The organism is Stenotrophomonas sp. CFBP8980, assembly GCF_034046095.1.
Lineage (GTDB): Bacteria > Pseudomonadota > Gammaproteobacteria > Xanthomonadales > Xanthomonadaceae > Stenotrophomonas > Stenotrophomonas lacuserhaii.
Genome location: NZ_JAXCXF010000012.1, coordinates 12634 through 36292 on the forward strand (window position 1 = coordinate 12634; position 23659 = coordinate 36292).

Sequence of the window (23659 nt, forward strand, 5' to 3'; positions counted from 1 at the left end):
ATGAGTGGAATCGCCGACGACATCGCTGCCGACTTCATCATCGAGGCGCAGGAAATCCTTGATCGTCTCGGCGAGCAGCTGGTCACCCTGGAACAGGACCCGCAGGACAGCCCGCAGCTCAATGCGGTGTTCCGCGGTTACCATACGCTGAAAGGCGGCGCAGGCTTCCTTGGCATCACCGCCATGGTCGAACTGTGCCACGCCGCGGAAGAAACCCTCGGCCTGGTGCGTGCCGGCCAGGCCACGCTGCAGCCGCACCATTTCGATGCCGGCCAGCAGTCGCTGGACTACCTGCAGGCGATGCTGGATTCGGTTTCGGCCGGCGAAGAGCCCGGCCATGCGCCACCGGAGCTGATCGCCCAGTTCGATGTCGGCGCGGCTCCGGCCAGCACGTCCGCGGCTGCAAGCGGCGATCCATCGCTGATCAGCGATGACGAATTCGAAGCCCTGCTTGACCAGCTGCATGGTGGCGGCGCACCGACCGCGGTGGCACCCAAGGCCGCCGATGCGATGATCAGCGAAGACGAGTTCGAAGCCCTGCTCGACCAGCTGCACGGCGGTGCCGTGCCCGGCGCCCAGGCCGTTTCTCCGGTGACTCCTGCGCCCGTTCCCGCCAAGCCCGCCCCGCCCGCCGCCCGTGCACCGGCAGCCAGTGCCGCCGCCCCGCCCAAGCCGGCCAAGCCGCTGGCCGAAGCCGAGCAGACCGTGCGCGTGGACACCAAGCGGCTGGACGCCATCGTCAACCTGATCGGCGAGCTGGTGCTCTCACGCAACCGGCTCAAGACGCTGCGCGCGCGTCTGCGTGATGAAGAACTCGACCGCGCCGTCTCCACCCTGGACATCGCCACCGCGCGGCTGCAGTCGGCGGTGATGCGTACCCGCATGCAGCCGGTGGGCAAGGTGTTCTCACGCTTCCCCAAGGTCGCCCGCGACGTCGCCCGCTCGCTGAGCAAGGAAGTCGAACTGGAGCTGGTCGGCGCGGAAACCGAGCTGGACCGGAACCTGGTGGAAGCACTGGCCGACCCGCTGGTGCACCTGGTGCGCAATGCCATCGACCACGGCGTGGAAATGCCGGACCTGCGCGAAGCCCAGGGCAAGCCGCGCAGCGGCCACGTGCGGCTTTCAGCGCAGCAGGAAGGCGACTATGTCAGCATTGAAGTACAGGATGACGGCGCCGGCATCGATCCGGAAAAGCTGCGCGCCAAGGCCCGCGAGAAGGGTCTGATCGATCCTGAAGCCGCTGCCCGCCTGAGCAGCGAAGAATGCCTGCACCTGGTGTTCCTCCCCGGCTTCTCCACCAAGGCCCAGGTCACCGACATTTCCGGTCGCGGCGTTGGCATGGACGTGGTGCAGTCGCGCATCCGCGAACTGAGTGGGCAGATCCAGATCCAGTCCGAGCTGGGCCGTGGCAGCCGCTTCATGATCCGCGTACCGCTCACCCTGGCGATCCTGCCGACCCTGCTGGTGCAAGCCGGCGAGGATGTCTACGCCTTGCCGCTGGCCCGCGTGCTGGAGGTGCTGCATGCACCGGCCACCTCGCTGGGCTGGTTCGATGGCCGTGCGGTGCTCGACCGTCGCTCGCACACCCTGGCCCTGGTGGACCTGCGCCAGTGGCTGGACGTGGAGCCGATGCAGTCCAATCTGCTGACCATCGTGGTGCTGCAGGCGGGCGAAGCACGCTTCGGGCTGGTCGTGGACCAGGTGCGCGGCCGCGAAGAAGTGGTCATCAAGCCCTTGCCGAAGGCGCTGCGCGGACTGCGCGGCTATGCCGGCGCCACCCTGATCGGCGACGGTCGGATGGCGCTGATCCTCGATGTCGACGGGCTTCGCAGCCCGCACGACTGATCAAAAACTGTGACGTCGGTCGGCACGCTGCCGGCCGCCAGCTCAAGTCACACCGCTACGGGCCGATAACCGATCCATGGACAGACTCAGCCTCATAGGACTCTTCCTCGCCTTGGCATCACTGGTCGGGGGCAGCATCCTCAAGGGCGCTGGCCTGGCGTCGCTGTGGTCGCCGGCTGCGTTCGTGATCGTGATCGTGGGAACCCTCGCATCGATCCTGCTGCATACCGCCCCGGCGGTGTTCAAGCATGCCTTCACCATCGTGCGCTGGGTGATCCGCCCGCCGCAGAGCGATCGCCGCCAACTGATCACCCAGATCGTGGAATGGAGCAACATCGCCCGCCGCCAGGGCCTGCTCGGCCTGGAGGCACAGGTCGAAGCGCAGTCTGATCCGTTCCTGCGCAAGGGGCTGCAGCTTCTGGTGGACGGGGTCGAGCCGGAGACCATCCGGCACATGCTGGAGATCGAACTCAGCAGTCAGGAGCACAAGGACCTGGCCGCCTCCAAGGTATTCGAGGCCATGGGCATCTATGCGCCGACCCTGGGCATCATCGGCGCGGTGCTGGGGCTGATCGCGGTGATGAAGAACCTGGCCGATCCGAGCAAGCTCGGCCACGGTATCGCCGCGGCCTTCACCGCCACCATCTACGGCATCGCCTCGGCCAACCTGTTGTTCCTGCCGGTGTCGGCCAAGCTCAAGAGCGTGATCGCGCACACCACCCGAGACCGCGAAATGGCCATCGAAGGCCTGATCTCGATCGCGCTGGGCGAGAACCCGCGCAACATCGAATCCAACCTGAGCGGATTCCTGCACTGACATGGCCCGCCGCAAGCACCACGAAGAGCATGCCAACCATGAGGCCTGGGCGATTCCGTACGCCGACCTGATGACGCTGCTGCTTGCCTTCTTCGTGGTGATGTATGCGATCTCATCGGTCAACGAAGGCAAGTACCGCGTGGTCGCCGCCGCGCTGAGCACCGCCTTCGGTTCGGCCCCGCGCACCCTCAACCCCGTGCAGGTCGGCAGCAACCAGGTCAAGGGCGGCGGCTGGGATGCGCCATCGGTGATCAACGCCGGCAGCCGCGTCGGTCCCTCAGCCCCTGCGCCGGCCAACGATCCCTCCTTGCTGCCGGCGATGGCATCGCAGATGCGCTCACCGGTGTCCTTCCGTGACCAGGAACAGCTGAAGCAGGCCGAGCGCCAGCTCGACGCGATCGCCGACCGGCTCACCGCCACGCTGGCGCCGCTGATCGACCGCGGCATGATCACCGTGCGCCGTACCGAGCTGTGGATCGAGGTGGAGATCAACAGCGATATCCTGTTCCCGACCGGTGCCTCGGTGCTGGACGTGCAGGCGCGTGACACCCTGTCCACGCTGGCCGGGGTGCTGCGCGACGTGCCCAACAGCGTGCGCGTGGAAGGCCACACCGACAACGTGCCGATCGCCACCGCGCAGTTCCCTTCCAACTGGGAACTGTCGGCCGCGCGTGCCGCCAGCGTGGTGCACCTGTTCGCCGACCAGGGCCTGCAGCCGGCCCGCCTGGCGATGGTCGGCTACGGCGAATTCCGCCCGCGCGATGACAACACCAGCGCCGTCGGGCGCAACCGCAACCGGCGGGTGATGGTGATCATACTGGCCGACACCACGCACGGCGTGGACCCGATCAGCGAGCGGCTCAACGCCTCCACAGGCAGCGCTGCGCCCGCGCCGATCACCCCGATTTCCTTACCCCCCACCCCGCAGGCGCCACGTGCGCCTGCAGCGGCCGGCAGCCCGATCGGCGCCGCCGTCACCCCCGCCATGAAGGAGTAGACCGATGCGCATCTGGGCAATCGCCAACCAGAAGGGCGGCGTCGGCAAGACGACCACCACCCTGGCGCTGGGCCGGCAACTGGCCGCCCTGGGCCACCGTGTGCTGCTGATCGATCTTGACCCGCATGCTTCACTGACCCGCTCGTTCGGCATCCCGCTGGATCCGCCGCCGGCCGGCGTGCTGGAACTGTTCGCCGCACCGCCAGCCGAACTGGCCACGCTTTGCCACGCCAGCCGCATCCCCGGGCTGGATCACGTCTGCGCGCAGTCGGCGCTGGCCACGCTGGAACGCCGCAGCGCCAACCAGCCCGGACTGGGACTGTCGCTGCAGAATGCGCTGGCACGCCACGCCGGGCGTCACGATTACATCCTGCTCGACTGCGCGCCCACGCTCGGCCTGCTGATGATCAACGCACTGGCCGCGGCCGATCGCCTGATCATTCCCACCCAGGCCGAACCGTTGGCGCTGCACGGGCTGGACGGCATGGTCCGCACCGGTGAAATGGTTGAACGCTCGCGTCGCCGTCCGCTGCCGATGTCCATCCTGCCGACCCTGTTCGACCGCCGCACCCGCGCCGGCAACGAGAGCCTGCGACAGATGCAGGACAACCATGGCACGCGGGTCTGGGAGGATGCGATTCCGGTGGACACGCGGATGAGCAACGCCGCTACGCTGATGGCGCCGGTGGAAGGGGACGACTATCCAGGCCGCGGCCTGGCCGCCTACCGCCGTGCCCTGGACTGGATCCTGGCCGACGATGCGCGCGCACTGGAGCAGGCCGCATGAACAACGAAACCGTGCTGGACGATTACCTGGAACAGCTGCTGGGCGAGGCCACCACGACACTCGCCGAGCCGGTTGCGGTCCCCGCAGCCGAGCCCCCCGCCGAACGCGAGCCGACCTGGGATGACCTGCCCGACGAGGTGGTCTACGAAACCGGGCCGGCCAGCAGCGAAGACCCCGCCTTGATGGACGAAGCCAGCCTGCAGGCCGCCTTTGATGCCGCCGCCGACGCGCCGCTGCCTGCTGCTGGAGCGGAACCGGAACCGACCTGGGACGACCTGCCGGACGAAGTGATCTACGAAACCGGCGAGGACGTCAGCGCGGTGCTCACCAACGCCGACAGCCCCTCGCTGGAAGCCGCCTTCGCTGCCGCAGCCGATCCCATCGCCGCCCTGCTCGCCCCGGTCCCGCCCGCCGCGCCTGCGGCGCCCGCGTTGCCGCCGCGCACCGTGGCCCGCGCGACCCCCGCGCTGGCGCAGCCGAATGAAAACCCGCCCAGCACCTGGCAGGAACTGCAGGAACAGGCCCGGCAGAGCGGTTACGCCTCATCCCCGCAGCGACGCGCCACCGAGCGCAGCTCGCGCTGGCTGCGCCTGCGCTGCGGCAGCCAGGCCTACGCACTGGAACTGCTGAAGGTGCAGGAAGTGGTGCTGCCGGTGCCGCTGCTGCCCCTGCGCGGTACCGCCCCGGCGATGCTCGGCATCATGAACCTGCGCGGCCAGGTGGTCCCGGTGATGGACCTGGGCATCCACCTCGGCGGCGCCCCCGCCGGCGAAGACGCCCTTACCCGCATCGTGGTGCTGGAAGAAAATGGCGAGATCATGGGCCTGCGCGTGAGCGCCGTGGAAGACGTCACCAACCTCAGCGACTCCCAGATAGAACCCCCCGACACCGCCCGCATCTGCCGCATCAGCAACGACATCTTCCGAGGCGTAGCCCGCCTCCACCAGCAACCCATGATCCTCCTGGACGCCACCCAGCTGCTGAACTGACCGCAAGACAGCATTCGCCCTCGCTCTCGTTCCTGCTCTTGCTCTTGCTCCCCACCCCACGCGCGGACTGTCAGCGAGGGGGCAGGCGGGGTCAGGCAGGACTGTGTGAGGCAGGAGCCGAACACAAGCCTACATGGACGTACTTGCGGCGTGTCCTGCGTGGCCCCGCCTGCCCCCTCGGCCCTGGTCCCTGTAGAACCGCGATGAACCCAACCCTAAAGCTTCCCCGGATATTGCCGCTATGAAGTCTGGAACCGTTTGTCCGGAGCAACAATGAGCACTGTGGACCTGGGTGAAGATCTCGGCATCGAGAGCAGCACCGAGCTGAAGAACCGCCTGGCCCCGTTGCTGGCCGCGGCCGACCCGCTGACCCTCGACGCCAGCCGGGTGGGCCGTATCCACACCGCCGCCATGCAGGTCCTGTGCGCGTTCGTACAGGGCCGGCGCGGTGCCGGATTGCAGACGGAATTCAGCGGCAGCACCGCAACCTTCACCGACGCCGCGCGATTGCTCGGCGTCACCCAGGCCCTGGGCCTGGCTGTATCCCATGACAACCTGAAATCTGTGGAGAACGCGGCATGAGTGCACGTATCTTGGTGGTGGACGACTCGGCGTCGATGCGCCAGATGGTTTCCTTCGCCCTCACCTCGGCCGGCTTTTCCGTCGAAGAAGCCGAGGACGGCGCCGTCGCGCTGGGCCGTGCCAAGGGCCAGCGCTTCAACGCGGTGGTCACCGACGTCAACATGCCGAACATGGATGGCATCTCGCTGATCCGCGAACTGCGCCAGCTGGCCGAATACAAGTTCACCCCGATGCTGATGCTGACCACCGAATCGGCCGCCGACAAGAAGTCCGAAGGCAAGGCCGCCGGCGCTACCGGCTGGCTGGTCAAGCCGTTCAATCCCGAACAGCTGATCGCCACCGTGCAGAAGGTCCTGGGCTGACCGCCCACGCCATCCCATCCCCCGCGCCCGCCCTTGGAACACACCTGACATGAGCATGGACCTGCAACGTTTCCACGCCACCTTCTTCGAGGAAAGCCGCGAAGGGCTGGACGCCATGGAAGCTGGACTGCTGACCCTGGAATCCGGCCAGCACGATGCAGAGATCATCAACTCGGTGTTCCGTGCGGCGCATTCGATCAAGGGCGGCGCCGGTACCTTCGGCTTCGATGCCATCGCCGCGCTGACCCACGTACTGGAAACGCTGCTGGACGAACTGCGCGCTGGAAAACGCGCACTGGAAGCCAATGCGGTGGATGCCATGCTGGCCTCGGTGGACGTGCTGCGCGCCCTGCTCCGCGAAGCCGAACACGGCGTGCAGGCCGACCCGGCCACGGTCGCGGCGATGAAGGCACGACTGGAATCGATCCTGTCCGGCCAGGCCCCGGCCCCAGCAAGCGCAGCCGCCCCGGTCGCGGCCGAAGCGGAGCCGGAAGCCTGGCAGATCGGCTTCACCCCGGCACCGTCGATGTTCATGAGCGGCAATGATCCGCTGCGCATCATCCGCGAACTGGAACACCTCGGCCCGCTGCAGGTGCAGGCACGCCTCGAGCGGCTGCCCGGCTTCGAGCAGCTCGATCCGTTCGAAGCCCACCTGGCGTGGGATCTCGGGCTGATCGGCAAGATCAAGCGTAGCCAGATCGAAGATACCTTCGCCTGGGTGGTCGACGACTGCGAGCTGGACATCCGTCCGGTCGCACCGCCCAGCCTGGCCACCACCGCACCGGCCCAGGTCGAGGCCGCACCGGCGGCGGCTGCAGCGCCTGCCGCCGCAGCGCCCGCCACCGCCGCTGCGACCCCGGCGCAGGAAGCCGAATCCTCGATCCGCGTCAGCGTTGACAAGGTCGATGCGCTGATCAACCTGGTCGGCGAGCTGGTCATCACCCAGGCCATGCTCAAGCAGGTGTCCAACCATATCGACCCGGCCCATGCCGAACGTCTGTTCGCCGGCCTGGACCTGCTGGAGCGCAACACGCGTGACCTGCAGGAAGCGGTGATCGGCGTGCGCATGCTGCCGGTTGACGCAGTGTTCCGCCGCTTCCCGCGCCTGGTCCGCGACCTGTCCACCCGCCTCGGCAAGCAGGTGCGCCTGAAGACCATCGGCGAAGGAACCGAGCTGGACAAGGGCCTGATCGAGAAGATCGCCGACCCGCTGGTCCACCTGGTGCGCAACTCCATCGACCACGGCCTGGAAATGCCGGAGTTCCGCCGCAACGCGGGCAAGGACGAAACCGGCACCATCACCTTGGCCGCCTCGCACCAGGGCGGCCACATCGTCATCGAAGTGAGCGACGACGGCCACGGCCTGAATCGCGAGCGGATCCTGGCCAAGGCGGCCGAACGCGGCCTGGCCGTGCCGGAGAACCCCACCGATGCGCAGGTCTGGGACCTGATCTTCCAGCCGGGCTTCTCCACGGCCGATGCGGTGACCGACCTGTCCGGCCGCGGCGTGGGCATGGACGTGGTCCGCCGCAACATCCAGGCGCTGGGTGGCGAAGTGCAGATCGAAAGCCGCGCCGGCATCGGCACGCGCACGCTGATCCGCCTGCCGCTGACGCTGGCGATCCTCGACGGCATGACCGTTTCGGTGGCCGGCGAAACCCTGATCCTGCCCCTGGCGTATGTGCTGGAGGCGCTGCAGCCGCAGGCCAGCGACATCCGCACCATGGCCGGCGAAGGCCGCGTGCTGCGCGTACGCGGTGAGTACCTGCCGATCCTGTCGCTGAGCGAGTATTACGGTTACGGCCAGCGACACAGCGACGAATCGCTGGTGGTGGTGGTGGAAGGCGATGGCCAGAAGATCGCGCTGGAAGTGGACGAGCTGGTCGGCCAGCAGCAGGTCGTGGTGAAGAACATCGAGAACAATTACCGCCGCATCGGCGGTGTGTCCGGCGCCACCATCCTCGGCGATGGCCGTGTCGCGCTCATCGTGGACATCGGCGGGCTGGTACGCTCGCTGCGCGTGCCGCAGGCCGCCTGATCCGCAATCGAGGTAGCGCCGAGCCATGCTCGGCGGCTTTTCTGCCCGCAATCACGACGCCTGATACACGCCGCGCTGCGCGCTCGCCGAGCGTGGCTCGGCGCTACCGGGCACTGCTGCTGACGCACAGATCGCGCTACAGATCCGCGCAGCCGCGCCGCTATCTGTAAAGACGGCGTGATGATCCCCCACGACGCCGCGTCCCGAGTCCTTTCCAACATCGCCCAGCGGCATGTCCGCTGCGCCCTGCCCTGCCCTGGAGCACCCGCATGAAGTGGTTCGCCGATCTTCCCATCGCCCGCAAGCTGGCGGTGGGATTCACCTTGACCACCTTGATGACCCTCGTGCTGGGCGGCTTCGCCCTGCTGCGCCTGTCCGAGGCCAACCAGCAGCTGCGTGGCATGGCCAGCAATGCCATTCCGTCGGTGCAGCATCTGGGCGAAGTGCGCTCGCAGCTGGGTGAGTTCCGCACCTATGAGATGGCCCAGCTGACCATGCTGGACAAGCCGGAAAAGGTGGCTGATTACAACAAGCGCATGGACGCGGCCGCCCAGGTGGTGCATCAGGAACTGGATGCCTATGCTGCACTGCCGGCCGATGCCACCGAGCGCGCCCTGTATGCGAAGGTGAAGACAGCGGTCGCTGCATACCTGGCGGCCAACGAACAGCTGCGCGCGGCCGGCGGCAGTGGCGATGCGGTGCTGGCGCAGCAGATTTCCGATGAGCAGTCGCGACCACTGCGGCGCGCCCTGTTCGAAGACCTCAAGGCCCTCAGCGCTTACAGCGGCAAGCTGATGGACCAGGGCATCGCCAACGCCAATGCCACCCACCACACCAGCCTGGTCGCCATCATCGCCGCGATGCTGCTGTTGTCGCTGGTCGCGGCCACGCTGGCGGTGATCATCTCGCGCGCCATCACAGTGCCGCTGGGCAAGGCCGTGCAGGCCATCCAGGCCGTGGCACGCGGCGACCTGAGCGTCACCACCCAGGCCACCAGCAACGATGAAGCCGGCCGCATGCTGGCCGCCACCGCGGAGATGACCGCCACGCTGCGCCGCTTCTCCAACCAGACCCAGCAGATGGTGGAAATGCACGCCGGCCCGGACATCAGCCACCGTATCCCGGAAGACTTCCCCGGCGTGTATGGCGAGCTGGCGCATGGCATCAATACGGTCATCTTCGAACACCTCGACGCACTGCGCGATGCGGTGGATGTGCTGAACCAGTACGCCATCGGCAACCTGGAACCGGACGCACGCCGCCTGCCGGCCAGCCGCGCTTTCCTGCATGAGTCCATGGATGCGGCCAAGGCCAGCCTGCTGGCGATCAACACGCAGATCCAGCAGCTGGCATCGGCCGCGGCGGTCGGCGATTTCAGCCAGCGTGGCGATGCCGCACGGTTCCAGCATGACTTCAAGCTGATGATCGAACAGCTCAACACCATGATGCATGTGGCCGACGGCAACCTGTCGCAGCTGTCGCAGCTGCTGCGGGCCATCGCCGCCGGTGACCTGACCGCACGCATGGACGGTGAATTCCACGGCGTGTTCGCGCTGATGCGCGACGATGCCAACACCACCGTCGGCCAGCTGACCAGCATCGTGTCCAGCATCCAGGTATCGGCGCAGAGCATCCGCGGCGCCGCCAGTGAGATCGCCGCCGGCAACAACGATCTGTCGCGCCGTACCGAACAGCAGGCTGCCAACCTGGAAGAAACCGCGGCATCGATGGAGGAACTGACCTCCACCGTGCGCCAGAATGCCGAGCATGCCCGCCAGGCCAACCAGTTGGCGATCGGCGCAGCCGGCGTGGCCAGCCAGGGGGGCGCGGTGGTCAGCGAGGTGGTCACCACCATGTCGGCGATCGAAGCGTCGTCGAAGAAGATTGCCGAGATCATCTCGGTGATCGATGGCATCGCCTTCCAGACCAATATCCTGGCGTTGAATGCCGCCGTCGAAGCGGCGCGCGCCGGCGACCAGGGACGTGGCTTCGCCGTGGTCGCCAGCGAAGTGCGCACCTTGGCGCAGCGTTCGGCCGCAGCGGCCAAGGAGATCAAGGGCCTGATCGATGAGTCGGTCAGCAAAGTGTCCGACGGCTCGACGCTGGTGCACCAGGCCGGCGCGACGATGGGCGAAATCGTCGCCTCGGTGCAGCGCGTGACCGACATCATGGCCGAGATCTCCGCCGCTTCGCAGGAACAGTCCGCCGGCATCGAACAGGTCAACCAGACCGTGGTGCAGATGGACGAAACCACCCAGCAGAACGCGGCGCTGGTGGAAGAAGCCACCGCGGCGGCACGTTCGATGGAAGAACAAGCAATGCAGCTGACCGATGCGGTGGCCCAGTTCCGACTGGCCGACAGCGCACCGGCAAATGCCGCGGTGCCTGCCGCACGTGCCGCAGTGGCAGCGACGGCGAAAGCGCCGACGGCCCCCGCGCGCCCAGCCACCCGCCGCGCAACGGTGAGGCAGCCGGTCATCGCTGGCGACGGCGACTGGCAGGAGTTCTAAGCGCTACAGCGGTTCACCGGCTGGCGGGGCGGGGCAGGTTCGCGGGGGACGGCAACACCCGCTCCTGCGGGCCTCGTTTCGCGCCATCCATGGCGCTCAACGCCCCCGCCAACCCACCCCGCCCCACCTTCGACGGGCTCATGGCGGCCTGGGAACATGCGGCTCTGGTAGCGCCGACCCATGGTCGGCGGAATTTGTCAGCTGAGCTGATGGATATCCGCCGACCATGGGTCGGCGCTACCGCTTTGCATCCGCGGCCACCGAGACCTGTCAGAGGCCCGCAGGATGCGGCTTTTGCCGTCCCCCGACCAGCCCCACCGCCCGGCCCAGCGGCCAGCCGAACGCCGTGATTTCGGGACAATCCGTGCGCACCGTCACACTCCCATCACGCGCTCGTCAAGTTCGTTCGGGCAGGGCCGTTACTGCTCTCATCACATCGCCCGGTCTGCTGATGGACGCTTCCGCCGACGTCGTCGTATCCCGACAGCGCTTCCCCCGCGCGCTGGCCGGCCTGCTGCTGCTCGGCCTTTGGATGGGCTGGGCAGCACCGGCGCTGTGGTACCAGAAGGCCGATTCTCCCATTCCCCTGTGCGTCGCCCCCACCGACCGCCGTTGAATCGCCACGCCGCTGTTCATGCCAGAAGGAGCATTGCGCATGTCCGCCACGCCACGCACTGTTGATTCGTTCGCAGGTCACGAAAGACTTCCATTTCTGCAGGCCCTGACGGCAGAAGCCGATCGCCTGTTCCTGGCGCTCAGCGCCCTGCTGGCACTGGTATCGATGGGGCTTGCGCTGCGCGCCGGTGCCTGGACCCCGTTCCTCGCCCTCAGCCTGCCCACCCTGCTGGTGGTCGCCGCGCAGGTCCATCTGCTGCCCGGCACGCGGCTGTCGCGCTGCACCGTCGCGCTGGCCTGGATGGTGCAGGCCGCCACGCTGATCCACCAGACCGGCGGCCTGCTGGAAACCCATTTCACCGTGATCGTGCTGATCGCCCTGCTGCTGTACTACCGCGACTGGCTGCCGCTGGTGGTGGCCGCCGCGGCGATCGCCGTGCACCACGTGCTGTTCTTCTGGCTGCAGCAGCGCGGCCTGCCCTACCCGGTGTTCAGTGCTGGCAGCGGCATCGGCATCCTCGCCCTGCACGCCAGCTACGTGGTGGTGGAAACCGCGCTGCTTTCGGTCATGGCCGTGCAGATGCGCCGCCAGCTGCTGCTGCTCGGACATGATCCCCGGCAGCTGGCCGCATTGGCGCGCGGCGTGGCCGCCGACCAGCCGTTGCCGCCCGGCATCCATGCCGAACAGTTCCCGGCCGAATCGCTGGCGCGCACCCTGGTGCAGACCAGCACGCAGCTGCTGCAGCGGCGCGAGCACGAACAGGCCGCGTTGGCCGACACGCTGCGCATCCGCACCGCGCTGGACGATGTCACCACCAACGTGATGATCGCCGACCGCGAGCGCAACATCGTATTCGTCAACCGCCCCCTGCAGCAGATGCTGGCCGCCGCCGAGCCGGACCTGCGCCGCGATCTGCCACAGTTCGATGCAAGCGACCTGATCGGCCGCAACATCGACATCTTCCACCGCAACCCGGCCCACCAGGCCAGGCTGCTGGACACCCTGACCACGACCTACCGTGCGCACATCCGCGTCGGCGGCCGGCTGCTGCGCCTGATCGTCAATCCCATCGTCAGCGCCCAGGGTGAGCGCCAGGGCTTCGTGGTGGAGTGGGCCGATCGCACGCTTGAAGCGGAGGTCGAAGCCGAGCTTGAACGCATCGTGCAGGCTGCCGCCAACGGCGACTTCAGTGGCCGTGTCGCCTGCGAAGGCAAGGAGGGATTCCTGCTGCAGCTGGCCCAGCACCTCAACGGCCTGATGGATGCCAACGCCACCAGCCTGGACCAGATCTCCGCCCTCTTGTCGGCGCTCTCGCAGGGCGATCTCACGGCATGCATGGAAGGTGATTTCCACGGCGTGTTCGGCCGCATCCGCGACGATGCCAATGCCACCATCGCCCAGCTGACGCGCATCGTCGGCAACATCCAGGACGCGTCCACCCACCTCAATGGCACCGCCGCCGGCCTGGCCCAGGGCAACGGGCACCTTGCCAGCCGCACCGAACAGCAGGCGGCGAGCCTGGAAGAAACCGCCGCCACCATGGAAGAACTGACCGCCACCGTGCGGCAGAACGCCGAACATGCCCGCACCGCCAACCGCGTGGCCAGCGGCGCGGCGGAGGTGGCGGCCTCCGGGGGCGAGGTGGTCGGCAGCGTGGTCTCCACCATGAGCGACATCGAACACGCCTCGCGTCGCATCGCAGAGATCATCTCGGTGATCGACGGCATTTCCTTCCAGACCAACATCCTGGCCCTGAATGCCGCCGTGGAAGCCGCCCGTGCCGGTGAACAGGGCCGTGGCTTCGCCGTAGTGGCCTCCGAAGTGCGGGTACTGGCCCAGCGTTCGGCCGAAGCGGCCAAACAGATCAAGGGCCTCATCGACGACTCGGTGGACAAGGTCGCGCACGGCTCGGCGCTGGTGCAGCGCGCCGGCTCGACCATGCGCGAGATCGTGCAGTCGGTGCAGCAGGTCAACCAGATCATGGCCGAGATCGCCGCGGCTTCGCAGGAACAGAGCGCGGGCATCGAACAGGTCAGCCACAGCATCAGCCAGATGGACGCCAACACCCGCCAGAACGCGGCCTTGGTCGAAGCGTCAACCGAGGCCACCCATGCCATGGGATCGCAGGCAGCAGGGCTTGCCGAGGCCGTGGCGCGCTTCCGCCTGCATGACGATGGCAACGAAACCGCCGTGCTGCGTCGACTGCGCGAGCTGGCTGGGTAACGCCGGCCGCTGGCACCCCGACGGTAGTGACGGCCGCTGGCCGTCACCTCGTTGCCGCTGCGCTCGCCGAGCACGGCTCGGCGCTACCGCCGCACCGGTTGACCCCGCCTGGCAGTGAAGCGGCGTCATGGGGTTCAGGAAATGGCGGGAATGCCGATATGCTGGAAGGCCACCGTGTCCTACGTCACGGTTTTTCCCGCACTCGAATGCAGAACCGATGTCCGCAGGCAGCCACGATTCAGCACAGGATCCCCCCTTCGCGCACGACGACAGCGCCGATGAACGCTTCCTGGTGCGAAATCCGCTGCAGATCCGCCAGCTGCTCAGGCAGCTGATCGACCAGCGGTCACTGATCAACGCCCACATCGGCGGACGCGACCAGAGCTTCCCCACTGCGGTGCTGGAGCTGGACGAGGACCGCGACGAGCTGCTGCTCGACGGCAGCCCGCAGGAGGCATCCAACCGTGCCGCCGAAGCAGCCGGCCACCTGCTGTGCTTTGCCCAGCTGGACCGGGTGCTGGTGCGCTTCCGCGTGGACCATATCGAGCGCCTGGACACCGGCCGCCACGTCGCATTCCGGACCACCCTGCCCGACGAGATGGTGCACCTGCAGCGCCGGGAGATGTACCGGCTGGAGACCCCGATAACCGACTCCCCGCAGCTGGTACTGCCGGCGGTGGACGGACGCCCGGAGCGGCTGGCGATGCGCGTGGTGGACATCAGCGGCGGCGGACTGGCGGTCACCCTGCCCGCGGAGTACGCCGTGTTCGGCCTGCAGAAGCGCTACGATGCCGAACTGAGCCTGCCCGACGGGCCTGACCTGCAGGTCAGCCTGATCGCCTGCAACGAGCGCCTGCAGAAGCTGCCCAACGGCAGCGAAGTCACCCGGGTGGGGTTGCGCTTCGACCGCCTGCCGCGCGGCGGCGACAGCGCCATCCAGCGCTACATTTTCCGCATCGACCGCCAGCGCAGCGCCCGCAAGAACGGCGAACTGTAGGCGCGAGCTTGCTCGCGCGCCCTTCTGCCCGCTCCGCCTTGGGTGCTGGCAAAGCGTGCCGACCAAGGTCGGCACTACCGGGCGGCTAAAGTCCCGCCCGGATCCGCCGATATCGAGCCTGAGACCGCGAATCACGGCACCCAGGACACCCTCGATGAACGACAAGAACCAGGCCCACGCCGATACCGGCGGCGAGTTCCTCAGCTTCACCCTCGGCGACGAGCACTACGGCGTGGACATCCTCAAGGTGCAGGAAATCCGCGGCTACGATGCGGTCACCCGCGTGCCGGATGCACCGGACTACATCAAGGGCGTGATCAACCTGCGCGGCACCATCGTGCCGGTCATCGACCTGCGCCTGAAGCTGCGCCTGGAGAACGCGCGCTACGACGCCTTCACCGTGATGATCGTGCTGAACGTGGAAGACCGCGTGGTCGGCATCGTGGTGGACAGCGTCTCCGACGTGATCCCGCTGGCGGCCGAGCAGATCCGCCCGACCCCTGAGTTCGGCGCCGCAGTGGATACCCGCTTCATTTCCGGCATCGGCACCCAGGACGATCGCATGCTGATCCTGCTGGATATCGAAACCCTGCTCGACAGCGCCGACATGGGCCAACCGGCCGTGGCCGAAGAAGCCGCTGCCTGATTGCAGCGGATCGAAACAAAATCCTTCAGTTCCATCTGCAACAGCCGATAGGGGATTCAAGGACCGCCCGCGACGGAACGCACCAGGCCGGCCACCCGATCCCCATCCCCATTACTGGAGTACCTGTAGATGAAGTCCCTGTTCGCCTTTGCATCGGCCACCCTGCTGGCCGCCACCGCCCTGACCGCCTCCGCCCAGTCGGCCATGATTCCGCCGGAGATGGCCCCGCGCCAGGTCGGCAAGGAAGGCATGGTCTGCGGCAAGGTCGAAAAGGCCCGCTTCGCCGAAGGCTCGGAAGGCTCGCCGACCTTCCTGTACATGGGCGGCGCTTTCCCGCGCCACACTTTCTCGGCCCGCATCGCCGGCGCCAACCGCGGCAAATTCAGCTTCCCGCTGGAATCGCTGGAAGGCAAGACCGTGTGCGTGATCGGCAGGATCGAGCGCGACGCCTCGCGCGCTGAAATCGAAGTCAGCTCGCCGGCTGGCCTGAAGCTGGCCGACATCAAGTAAGACCGGCCCGTCCCGCCACGCCGGCACGGCCGGCGTGGCTGCTGCACCCGGGCCATGCTGGCCCGGACGCGTCCGCCTTTGGAGAGTGCAACGCCCATGCCCTGGATCAACAACCTCAAACTGATGCCCAAGCTGCTGCTCACCTTCGGGGTGCTGCTGCTGGTGATGCTGCTTCAGGGCATCGTGGCCTACCGTGGCCTGCACTCGCTCAACAACGTGACCACCGACCTGGCCGGCAAGCGGATGGAAAGCATCCGCATGGCCGGTGAGATGCGGGGCGTGCTGGGTGAGTACCGCAATTCCTCCTACCAGCAGCTGATCCGTGCCAGCGACGACGTCAAGGCCGAGGCGCACACCCGTGCAGCCGACCTGCGCAAGCAGATGGATGCGTCGATCAAAGCCTACCCGGCGCTGGTCGACAATCCGCAGCAGAAGGCCCTGTTCGACACCTTCGTCAAGGAATGGAACGGCGCGCTCGCCTCCTACGACTCGGTCAGCGAAATGCTGGAACTGCAGCTGCCCGACGATGCAATCGATACCTTCGTCGGTGAGACGCGCACCAAGCACCGCGCTTCGGCCGCTGCACTGGAAACGCTGATCGCCGAAGACAACCGTCTGGCCCGCGCGGCGCGCGAGCAGGCAGAATCCACGTATGCCACCTCGGCGACGCTGATCATCATCGCCCTGCTCGGCGGCGCCGCGATCGGCTTCGTGCTGGTCTGGCTGTTTGCCCGCGCCCTGGTCGGCAGCGTACGCGGCGCGGTGAGCGTGGCCAACGAAGTGGCCAGCGGCAAGCTGGACGGCCACATCGACACCTCGCGCTCGGATGAAGTGGGCGACCTGATGCAGGCCATGCAGCGCATGCAGCGCGATCTGCGCGAACGCATCGAACGCGACCAGGCCATCGCCAGCGAAAACCTGCGTATCCGTACCGCCTTGGATTACAGCTCCACCGGCGTGTTCCTCAGCGATGCCAACCAGCAGATCGTCTATGCCAACCGTGCGCTGGCGCAGTCGCTGGTCGAGCACGCCGCGGAAGTGCGCAAGGACCTGCCGGAATTCGACGCCGAAGCGCCGCTGGTCGGCCGCCCGGTCGCCGAACTGGAAGTGGGCGGCAAGGCCGATGCGGCCGTGCTGTCCGAGCTGGAGCGCAACGGCGTGGCCCGCCGCGAAGTGCAGTACGGCCAGGCACAGTTCGCCCAGGTCATCTCCACCATTCGCAACGAAGCAGGAGAAACGGTCGGCCATGTGACCGAATGGCGCGACCGCACCCCGGAAGCCGCCGTTGAAGCCGAAGTGGCCCGGGTCATCGCCCGCGCCGCCGCCGGCGACCTCACCGACCGCGTGGACAGCGAAGGCAAGGACGGCTTCTTCCTGCAGCTGGCCAACCAGATCAACGGCTTGCTGGATGCCAACGCATCGAGCATCGAGCAGATCTCCCAGCTGCTCAACGCACTGTCGCGCGGCGACCTGACCGCGCGCATGCACGGCGAGTACCAGGGCGTGTTCGCGCAGATGCGTGATGATGCCAATGCAACCGCCGAGCAGCTGAGCGGCATCGTCACCCGCATCAAGCATTCCAGCCGCGCCATCAACTCGGCCGCCGGTGAAATCGCCAGCGGTAACAGTGACCTGTCGCGCCGTACCGAGCAGCAGGCTGCCAACCTGGAAGAGACCGCCGCTTCGATGGAGGAACTGACCTCCACCGTGCGCCAGAACGCCGAGCACGCCCGCCAGGCCAACCAGCTGGCGATCGGCGCGGCCGGCGTGGCCTCGCAGGGTGGCGAGGTGGTCGGCCAGGTGGTCACCACCATGTCGGCCATCCAGACCTCCTCGAAGAAGATCGCCGAGATCATCTCGGTGATCGACGGCATCGCGTTCCAAACCAACATCCTGGCGCTGAACGCCGCGGTGGAAGCCGCACGCGCCGGTGAACAGGGCCGTGGTTTCGCCGTGGTCGCCAGTGAAGTGCGCACGCTGGCACAGCGTTCGGCCGCAGCGGCCAAGGAGATCAAGGGCCTGATCGACGACTCGGTCGGCAAGGTCGCCGATGGTTCGGCACTGGTGCACAAGGCCGGCGCCACCATGGGCGAAATCGTCGCCTCGGTGCAGCGCGTGACCGACATCATGGCCGAGATTTCCGCGGCATCGCAGGAGCAGTCGGCCGGCATCGAACAGGTCAACCAGACCGTTGTGCAGATGGACGAAACCACCCAGCAGAATGCCGCGCTGGTGGAAGAAGCCACCGCCGCCGCACGTGCCATGGAAGAACAGGCCGGCCACCTCAGCGAGGCGGTGTCGGTGTTCACCCTGGACGAGGTCGAGCTGCAGCACGACACCCCGGCACCGGCACGTCCGCGTGCGGCTGCACCGACGGCCACCGCGTCGGCACCGCGCCGCCCGGCCAGCCGCCAGCCGGCGACCGAGCTGGCCGATGGAGACTGGCAGGAGTTCTGATCCGACTGCGTCTTCGGATAAGGCCGGGCCTGGTGCCCGGTCTTTTTTTTGCCCACCGCCCCGGTGGGTGACGACCGCCGCCCCTGTGGGTGACGACCGTTGGTCGTCACGCTTTTACACCGCTCAATTGTCCGCCATCGCGGCCGATAACACGGATGACGCGGCAGATCCGCGCCCCCTTCCCTGTTCTGGTCCCGCTCCATGACGCTCAAGCAACGCTGGCATCGCTACTTCGACAACCTCCCGGTTCGCCGCAAGCTCAACCTGCTCACCCTGCTGATCGCCATCGGCGTCATCGCACTGTCCATCGTCGCTGCGCGCATGCAGTACCTGGACCTGACCGAAACCCGCAAGGAATCGCTGGCGGTGCAGGTGGAGCTGGCCGAAGGCGTGCTCAGCCACTACCAGAAGCTGGCAGCCAGTGGCGAACTGACCGAAGCGGCCGCAAAGGCCGCCGCCATCCAGGCGCTCGACGCCATGCGGGCGCAGGACAACGCGTATTACTACAACGTGCTGGACACGAACTACGTGCTGCTGATGCACCCGTTCAAGCCCGAGCGCGTGGGCAGCGTGCAGAAGGACTACACCTCCGTTGACGGCGTGCCGCTGTACTACCTGCAGGTGGGCATGGCGCGCATCGGCGGTGGCTTCACCTACTACCAGACCAACAAGCCCGGCGCCGAAGAGCCGATCGACAAGGTCACCTACGCGCACATGTTCGCGCCGTGGCAGTGGGTGGTGACCAGCGGCGTGTACATGGACGACGTGCAGGCCCAGGCGTGGACGTTCACCCTGATCATGGCGCTGACCGGCGGCCTCGTCGTGCTGGTCGTGCTGGCGCTCAGCTGGGTCATCGGCAGCCGCATCGCCACCCCGCTGCGCAAGGCCACCCTGGTCGCCGAAGGCATCGCCGCCGGCAAGCTGGACAACGCCATCGGCGAACAGCCACACGACGAACCCGGGCGCCTGCTGCACAGCATGGGCCGCATGCAGGACCAGCTGCACACCGTGATCGGCGGACAGCGCGAGATGGCACGCCGCCACGAAGCCGGCGAACTGGACTACCGGATCGACGCCGGCAGCGTGCCGGGCGAGTACGGCCAGATGGTGCGTGACACCAACGCGCTGGTTGGCAGCCATGTGCAGACCCTGCATGACGTGCTGGCCGTAGTGCAGCAGTACGCCATCGGCGATCTGCGCGCCGACATCGCCCGCTACCCGGGCGACAAGGCGGCCATCACCACCACCGTCGATGCGGTGAAGGCCAACCTGGGGCGCATCAATGCCGAGATCAAGCGGCTGGCCGCCTCGGCCGCGGCCGGCGACTTCAGCCAGCGCGGCGACGCCGCCACGTTCGAACACGATTTCCGCGCGATGGTGGAAAACCTCAACGCGATGATGGCCGTCAGCGATGACAACCTCGGCAAGCTGTCGGCGCTGCTCTCGGCCATCGCCGAAGGCAACCTGACCGCACGCATGCATGGCGAGTTCCAGGGCGTGTTCGCCCGCATGCGGGACGATGCCAACGCAACGGTCATCCAGCTCACCCGGATCGTCGGCCAGATACAGGGCGCGACCAGCAGCATCACCCTGGCCGCCGGTGAAATCGCCAGCGGCAACAATGACCTGTCGCGCCGCACCGAACAGCAGGCGGCCAACCTGGAAGAAACCGCCGCATCGATGGAGGAACTGACCTCCACCGTGCGCCAGAACGCCGAGCATGCGCGCCAGGCCAACCAGCTGGCGATCGGTGCGGCCGGCGTGGCCTCGCAGGGCGGCGAGGTGGTCGGCCAGGTGGTCACCACCATGACCTCCATCGAAGCCTCGTCGAAGAAGATCGCCGACATCATCTCGGTGATCGACGGCATCGCCTTCCAGACCAACATCCTGGCGCTGAATGCCGCAGTGGAAGCCGCGCGTGCCGGCGAACAGGGCCGCGGTTTCGCCGTGGTTGCCAGCGAAGTGCGCACGCTGGCGCAGCGTTCGGCCGCAGCGGCCAAGGAGATCAAGAGCCTGATCGACGAGTCGGTCAGCAAGGTGTCCGATGGCTCCGCACTGGTGCACCAGGCCGGCGCCACCATGGGCGAGATCGTCGCTTCGGTGCAGCGCGTGACCGACATCATGGCCGAGATCTCCGCCGCTTCGCAGGAACAGTCCGCCGGCATCGAACAGGTCAACCAGACCGTGGTGCAGATGGACGAAACCACCCAGCAGAACGCCGCACTGGTGGAAGAAGCCACCGCCGCCGCGCGCGCGATGGAAGAACAGGCGACCCAGCTTGCCGATGCCGTGGCGATCTTCCGCCTGGACAACCAGGTCGATGCCGCGGTACGCGCGGTCGCGGCCCGCATTGAACGCCCGACGGTCGTCGCCGCGACCACGGCGCGTGCAGCGGCACGCCCAGCCCTCACTCCGCGCGTGCTGCAGACGCCGGACGACGGCAACTGGCAGGAATTCTGATCCGCAACGGCGCCGGTAGCACCCCGCGCCTTCGTTCCCGCACTGGACACCCCCTGTGACCCTGCCTGCCTCCCCGCTCGTCCGCACCGACAATCGCGAATTCGACTTCGCCGACCGCGATTTCCGCCGCGTCTGCGAACTCATCCACCAACGTGCCGGCATCGCCCTGGCGCCGGCCAAGCGGGACATGGTGTATGGCCGCCTGTCGCGTCGCCTGCGTGCGCTGGGCATGCGCAGCTTCCAGCAGTACCTGGACCATCTGGAAAACGGTGGCGATGACGAATGGCAGGCGTTCACCAATGCGCTGACCACCAACCTCACCGCGTTCTTCCGCGAGCCGCACCATTTTGACAAGCTGCGCGAGGAACTGCAGGCACGCGCCGCCACCGCCACCAGCGCAAATCCGCTGCTGCTGTGGTCATGCGCCGCGTCCACCGGCGAGGAGCCCTACTCCATCGCGATCACCGCCTGCGAAGCCTTCGGCACGCTGAAGCCGCCGGTACGGATCGTGGCCACCGACGTGGATACGCAGGTGCTGGCCACCGCTGCACGCGGCGTCTATGCACTGGAGCGCGTGGCCTCGCTGGAAACGGATCTGAAACGTCGCTATTTCCAGCGCGGCACCGGCCCCAATGACGGCCAGTGCCGGGTGGTGCCCGCGCTGCGTGAACTGATCGACTACCGCCCGCTCAACCTGCTCGCACCGCGCTTCGACATCGGCGGCCCGTTCACCGCCCTGTTCTGCCGCAACGTGATGATCTACTTCGACAAGCCGACCCAGCGCGACATCCTCGGCCGGCTGGTCCGCCACCTGGCCGACGACGGCATGCTCTACACCGGGCACTCCGAGAACTACCTGCATGCCGCCGACCTGATCCAGCCGTGTGGCCGGACGCTGTACCGCCGTGCACCGGGAGCACCGACGTGAGTGCCGCCCTGCGCGAAGACGATGTCATGCGCTACTACGACAGCCGCTTCAAGGTCACTGCGGCCAAGCTGCTGCCCACCCAGTACCTGGTGGTGGACGATGACACCGCGCTGACCACCATCCTCGGTTCCTGCGTGGCCGCCTGCCTGCGCGATCCGGTGCTGCGCATCGGTGGCATGAACCACTTCCTGCTGCCGGAGGGCAACGTAGGCGATGGTGCACCTGCGCGCTATGGCAGCTACGCGATGGAACTGCTGATCAACGACCTGCTCAAGCGCGGCGCCAACCGCAAGCGCCTGGAAGCCAAGGTGTTCGGCGGCGCCAACGTGCTGAAGGGCTTCACCAGCAACCCGGTGGGTACGCGCAACGCTGAGTTCGTGCGCCAGTACCTGCAGGCCGAGCACATTCCCATCATCGCCGAGGACCTTTGCGGGATCCATCCGCGCAAGATCTGGTTCTTCGCCGACAGCGGCCGCGTGGTGGTCAACCGCCTGCCGCACGCGCACGAAGCCGAAGTGGCCGCGACCGAATCGGCCGTACGTGCCCGTCTGTCCAAAGCGCCGGTCACCGGCGGCGTGGAGCTGTTCGAATGAGCCTGGAACAACCCTGTCGCGTACTGATCGTGGACGACTCCGCCGTCGTCCGGCAGATCCTCAGCGAGATTCTGGCCAGCGATCCGGGGATCGAAGTGGTCGGCACCGCCGCCGATCCGCTGCTGGCCCGCGAGAAGATCAAGCGGCTGGCACCGGATGTGATCACGCTGGACGTGGAAATGCCGCGCATGGATGGCCTGGCCTTCCTGGAGAACCTGATGCGCCTGCATCCGCTGCCGGTGGTGATGATTTCATCGCTGACCGAGCGCGGCGCGGACACCACGCTGCAGGCCCTGGCACTGGGCGCGGTGGATTTCGTGTCCAAGCCGAAACTGGATGTGACCCGCGGCCTGCAGGGCTATGCCGATGAGATCATCGAGAAGGTGAAGACCGCCGCCCGCTCGCGCGTGCGTGCACTGGTGCGTGCGCCCGTGGCGCCCAAGGTCACCTTGGCATCGCCCGGCGCGGCGACCGCGCCACGGCCTTCGCAGTTCCGCACCACTGACCGCCTGATCGCCATCGGCGCTTCGGCCGGTGGTACCGAAGCGCTGCGCGTGGTCCTGGAAGGCCTGCCCGCCGACGCGCCCGCCGTGGTGATGACCCAGCATCTGCCGGCGACCTTCAGCACCGCATTCGCCGAACGCCTGGACCGCCATTCGGCGATGGCCGTGCGCGAGGCCAGCGATGGCGAAGCGGTACTGCCTGGCCATGCCTACCTGCCGCCGGGTGGCAAGCACCTGCGGGTGATCCGCGATGGTGCGCGCTGGCGCTGCCGGATCGACGACGGCCCGCCGGTGAACCGGCACAAGCCGGCGGTGGACGTGCTGTTCCAGTCGGTCGCGCAGAGCGCGGGCGCCAACGCGATCGGCGTGATCCTGACCGGCATGGGCGATGACGGCGCACGCGGGCTGCTGCAGTTGCGCCAGGCTGGCGCCCCGACGCTGGTGCAGGATGAAGCTACTTCGGTGGTATGGGGCATGCCGGGCGCCGCGTTCAAGCTCGGCGCGGCCGAAGAGCAGCTGCCGCTGGAGAAGATCGCCGAGCGCCTGCTGGCGCTGTCGCGTAGCTGATCCGGTAGTGACGGCCGCTGGCCGTCACGCTCCTGCTTTCCGCTGCGCTCGCCGAGCACGGCTCGGCGCCACCGGGTCGCGTAATGGTAGTGACGGCCGCTGGCCGTCATCGCCTTGGTAGCGCCGACCCATGGTCGGCGGATTTCTGCCCACCGCGCGCTGATGCATTCCGCCGAGCACGGCTCGGCGCTACCGGGCTGCGGGACGGTAGTGACGGCCGCTGGCCGTCATC

At 67.4% G+C, this 23659-nt stretch carries 19 protein-coding genes; all 19 read left to right on the forward strand.

What is annotated here, in order from left to right; all coding sequences use genetic code 11:
- The 19 genes from SOM47_RS17415 to cheB all read left to right on the forward strand — a co-directional run bounded on the left by SOM47_RS17415 (position 1) and on the right by cheB (position 23427).
- Positions 1-1845 carry a chemotaxis protein CheA gene (locus tag SOM47_RS17415; protein ID WP_320506269.1) on the forward strand — a complete coding sequence of 615 codons (1845 nt, stop codon included), beginning with the start codon at positions 1-3 and terminating at the stop codon, positions 1843-1845.
- Between the two features lie 76 nt (positions 1846-1921).
- Positions 1922-2662 carry a flagellar motor protein gene (locus SOM47_RS17420; protein WP_042613862.1) on the forward strand — a complete coding sequence of 247 codons (741 nt, stop codon included), beginning with the start codon at positions 1922-1924 and terminating at the stop codon, positions 2660-2662.
- A 1-nt stretch (position 2663) separates the two neighbouring features.
- Positions 2664-3659, forward strand: a complete 996-nt coding sequence (gene motD / locus SOM47_RS17425) for a flagellar motor protein MotD (RefSeq protein ID WP_320506270.1) — start codon at positions 2664-2666, stop codon at positions 3657-3659.
- A gap of 4 nt (positions 3660-3663) precedes the next feature.
- Entirely contained in the window at positions 3664-4446 is a 783-nt protein-coding gene (locus SOM47_RS17430; protein ID WP_101099698.1) for a ParA family protein, read from the forward strand.
- Complete coding sequence (locus tag SOM47_RS17435; RefSeq protein ID WP_320506271.1) at positions 4443-5435, forward strand: chemotaxis protein CheW; 993 nt, start codon at positions 4443-4445, stop codon at positions 5433-5435. Before SOM47_RS17430 ends, SOM47_RS17435 begins: the two co-directional genes overlap by 4 nt.
- A gap of 273 nt (positions 5436-5708) precedes the next feature.
- Entirely contained in the window at positions 5709-6017 is a 309-nt protein-coding gene (locus SOM47_RS17440; protein ID WP_042613858.1) for an STAS domain-containing protein, read from the forward strand.
- On the forward strand, positions 6014-6379 hold the full coding sequence (locus SOM47_RS17445; protein ID WP_042613857.1) for a response regulator: 366 nt from the start codon (positions 6014-6016) through the stop codon (positions 6377-6379). The genes SOM47_RS17440 and SOM47_RS17445 overlap by 4 nt, the downstream gene beginning before the upstream one ends.
- A gap of 49 nt (positions 6380-6428) precedes the next feature.
- The gene (locus SOM47_RS17450; protein WP_320506272.1) at positions 6429-8417 is read left to right on the forward strand and encodes a chemotaxis protein CheA; all 1989 of its coding nucleotides are present in this window, start codon (positions 6429-6431) and stop codon (positions 8415-8417) included.
- A 269-nt stretch (positions 8418-8686) separates the two neighbouring features.
- Positions 8687-10927 carry a methyl-accepting chemotaxis protein gene (locus tag SOM47_RS17455; RefSeq protein WP_320506273.1) on the forward strand — a complete coding sequence of 747 codons (2241 nt, stop codon included), beginning with the start codon at positions 8687-8689 and terminating at the stop codon, positions 10925-10927.
- Between the two features lie 451 nt (positions 10928-11378).
- Positions 11379-11543, forward strand: coding sequence for a hypothetical protein (locus SOM47_RS17460; RefSeq protein WP_320506274.1), 165 nt, complete (start codon positions 11379-11381; stop codon positions 11541-11543).
- A gap of 39 nt (positions 11544-11582) precedes the next feature.
- Positions 11583-13766 (forward strand): methyl-accepting chemotaxis protein, encoded by a 2184-nt coding sequence (locus SOM47_RS17465; protein WP_320506275.1) that lies wholly within the window; start codon positions 11583-11585, stop codon positions 13764-13766.
- A gap of 217 nt (positions 13767-13983) precedes the next feature.
- The gene (locus tag SOM47_RS17470; RefSeq protein WP_320506276.1) at positions 13984-14763 is read left to right on the forward strand and encodes a flagellar brake protein; all 780 of its coding nucleotides are present in this window, start codon (positions 13984-13986) and stop codon (positions 14761-14763) included.
- A 154-nt stretch (positions 14764-14917) separates the two neighbouring features.
- Positions 14918-15409 carry a chemotaxis protein CheW gene (locus SOM47_RS17475; protein WP_042611989.1) on the forward strand — a complete coding sequence of 164 codons (492 nt, stop codon included), beginning with the start codon at positions 14918-14920 and terminating at the stop codon, positions 15407-15409.
- Positions 15410-15538: 129 nt separating this feature from the next.
- On the forward strand, positions 15539-15919 hold the full coding sequence (locus SOM47_RS17480; RefSeq protein WP_042611988.1) for a hypothetical protein: 381 nt from the start codon (positions 15539-15541) through the stop codon (positions 15917-15919).
- A 96-nt stretch (positions 15920-16015) separates the two neighbouring features.
- Entirely contained in the window at positions 16016-18376 is a 2361-nt protein-coding gene (locus SOM47_RS17485) for a methyl-accepting chemotaxis protein (protein WP_320506277.1), read from the forward strand.
- A 201-nt stretch (positions 18377-18577) separates the two neighbouring features.
- Positions 18578-20836 (forward strand): methyl-accepting chemotaxis protein, encoded by a 2259-nt coding sequence (locus tag SOM47_RS17490; RefSeq protein WP_042611986.1) that lies wholly within the window; start codon positions 18578-18580, stop codon positions 20834-20836.
- A gap of 55 nt (positions 20837-20891) precedes the next feature.
- Entirely contained in the window at positions 20892-21764 is an 873-nt protein-coding gene (locus SOM47_RS17495) for a CheR family methyltransferase (protein WP_101099688.1), read from the forward strand.
- Positions 21761-22357 (forward strand): chemoreceptor glutamine deamidase CheD, encoded by a 597-nt coding sequence (gene cheD / locus SOM47_RS17500; RefSeq protein WP_320506278.1) that lies wholly within the window; start codon positions 21761-21763, stop codon positions 22355-22357. Before SOM47_RS17495 ends, cheD begins: the two co-directional genes overlap by 4 nt.
- Positions 22354-23427: a protein-glutamate methylesterase/protein-glutamine glutaminase gene (gene cheB, locus SOM47_RS17505; RefSeq protein WP_042611984.1), complete on the forward strand. Its 1074-nt coding sequence runs from the start codon at positions 22354-22356 to the stop codon at positions 23425-23427. Before cheD ends, cheB begins: the two co-directional genes overlap by 4 nt.
- Positions 23428-23659: the final 232 nt, after the last annotated feature.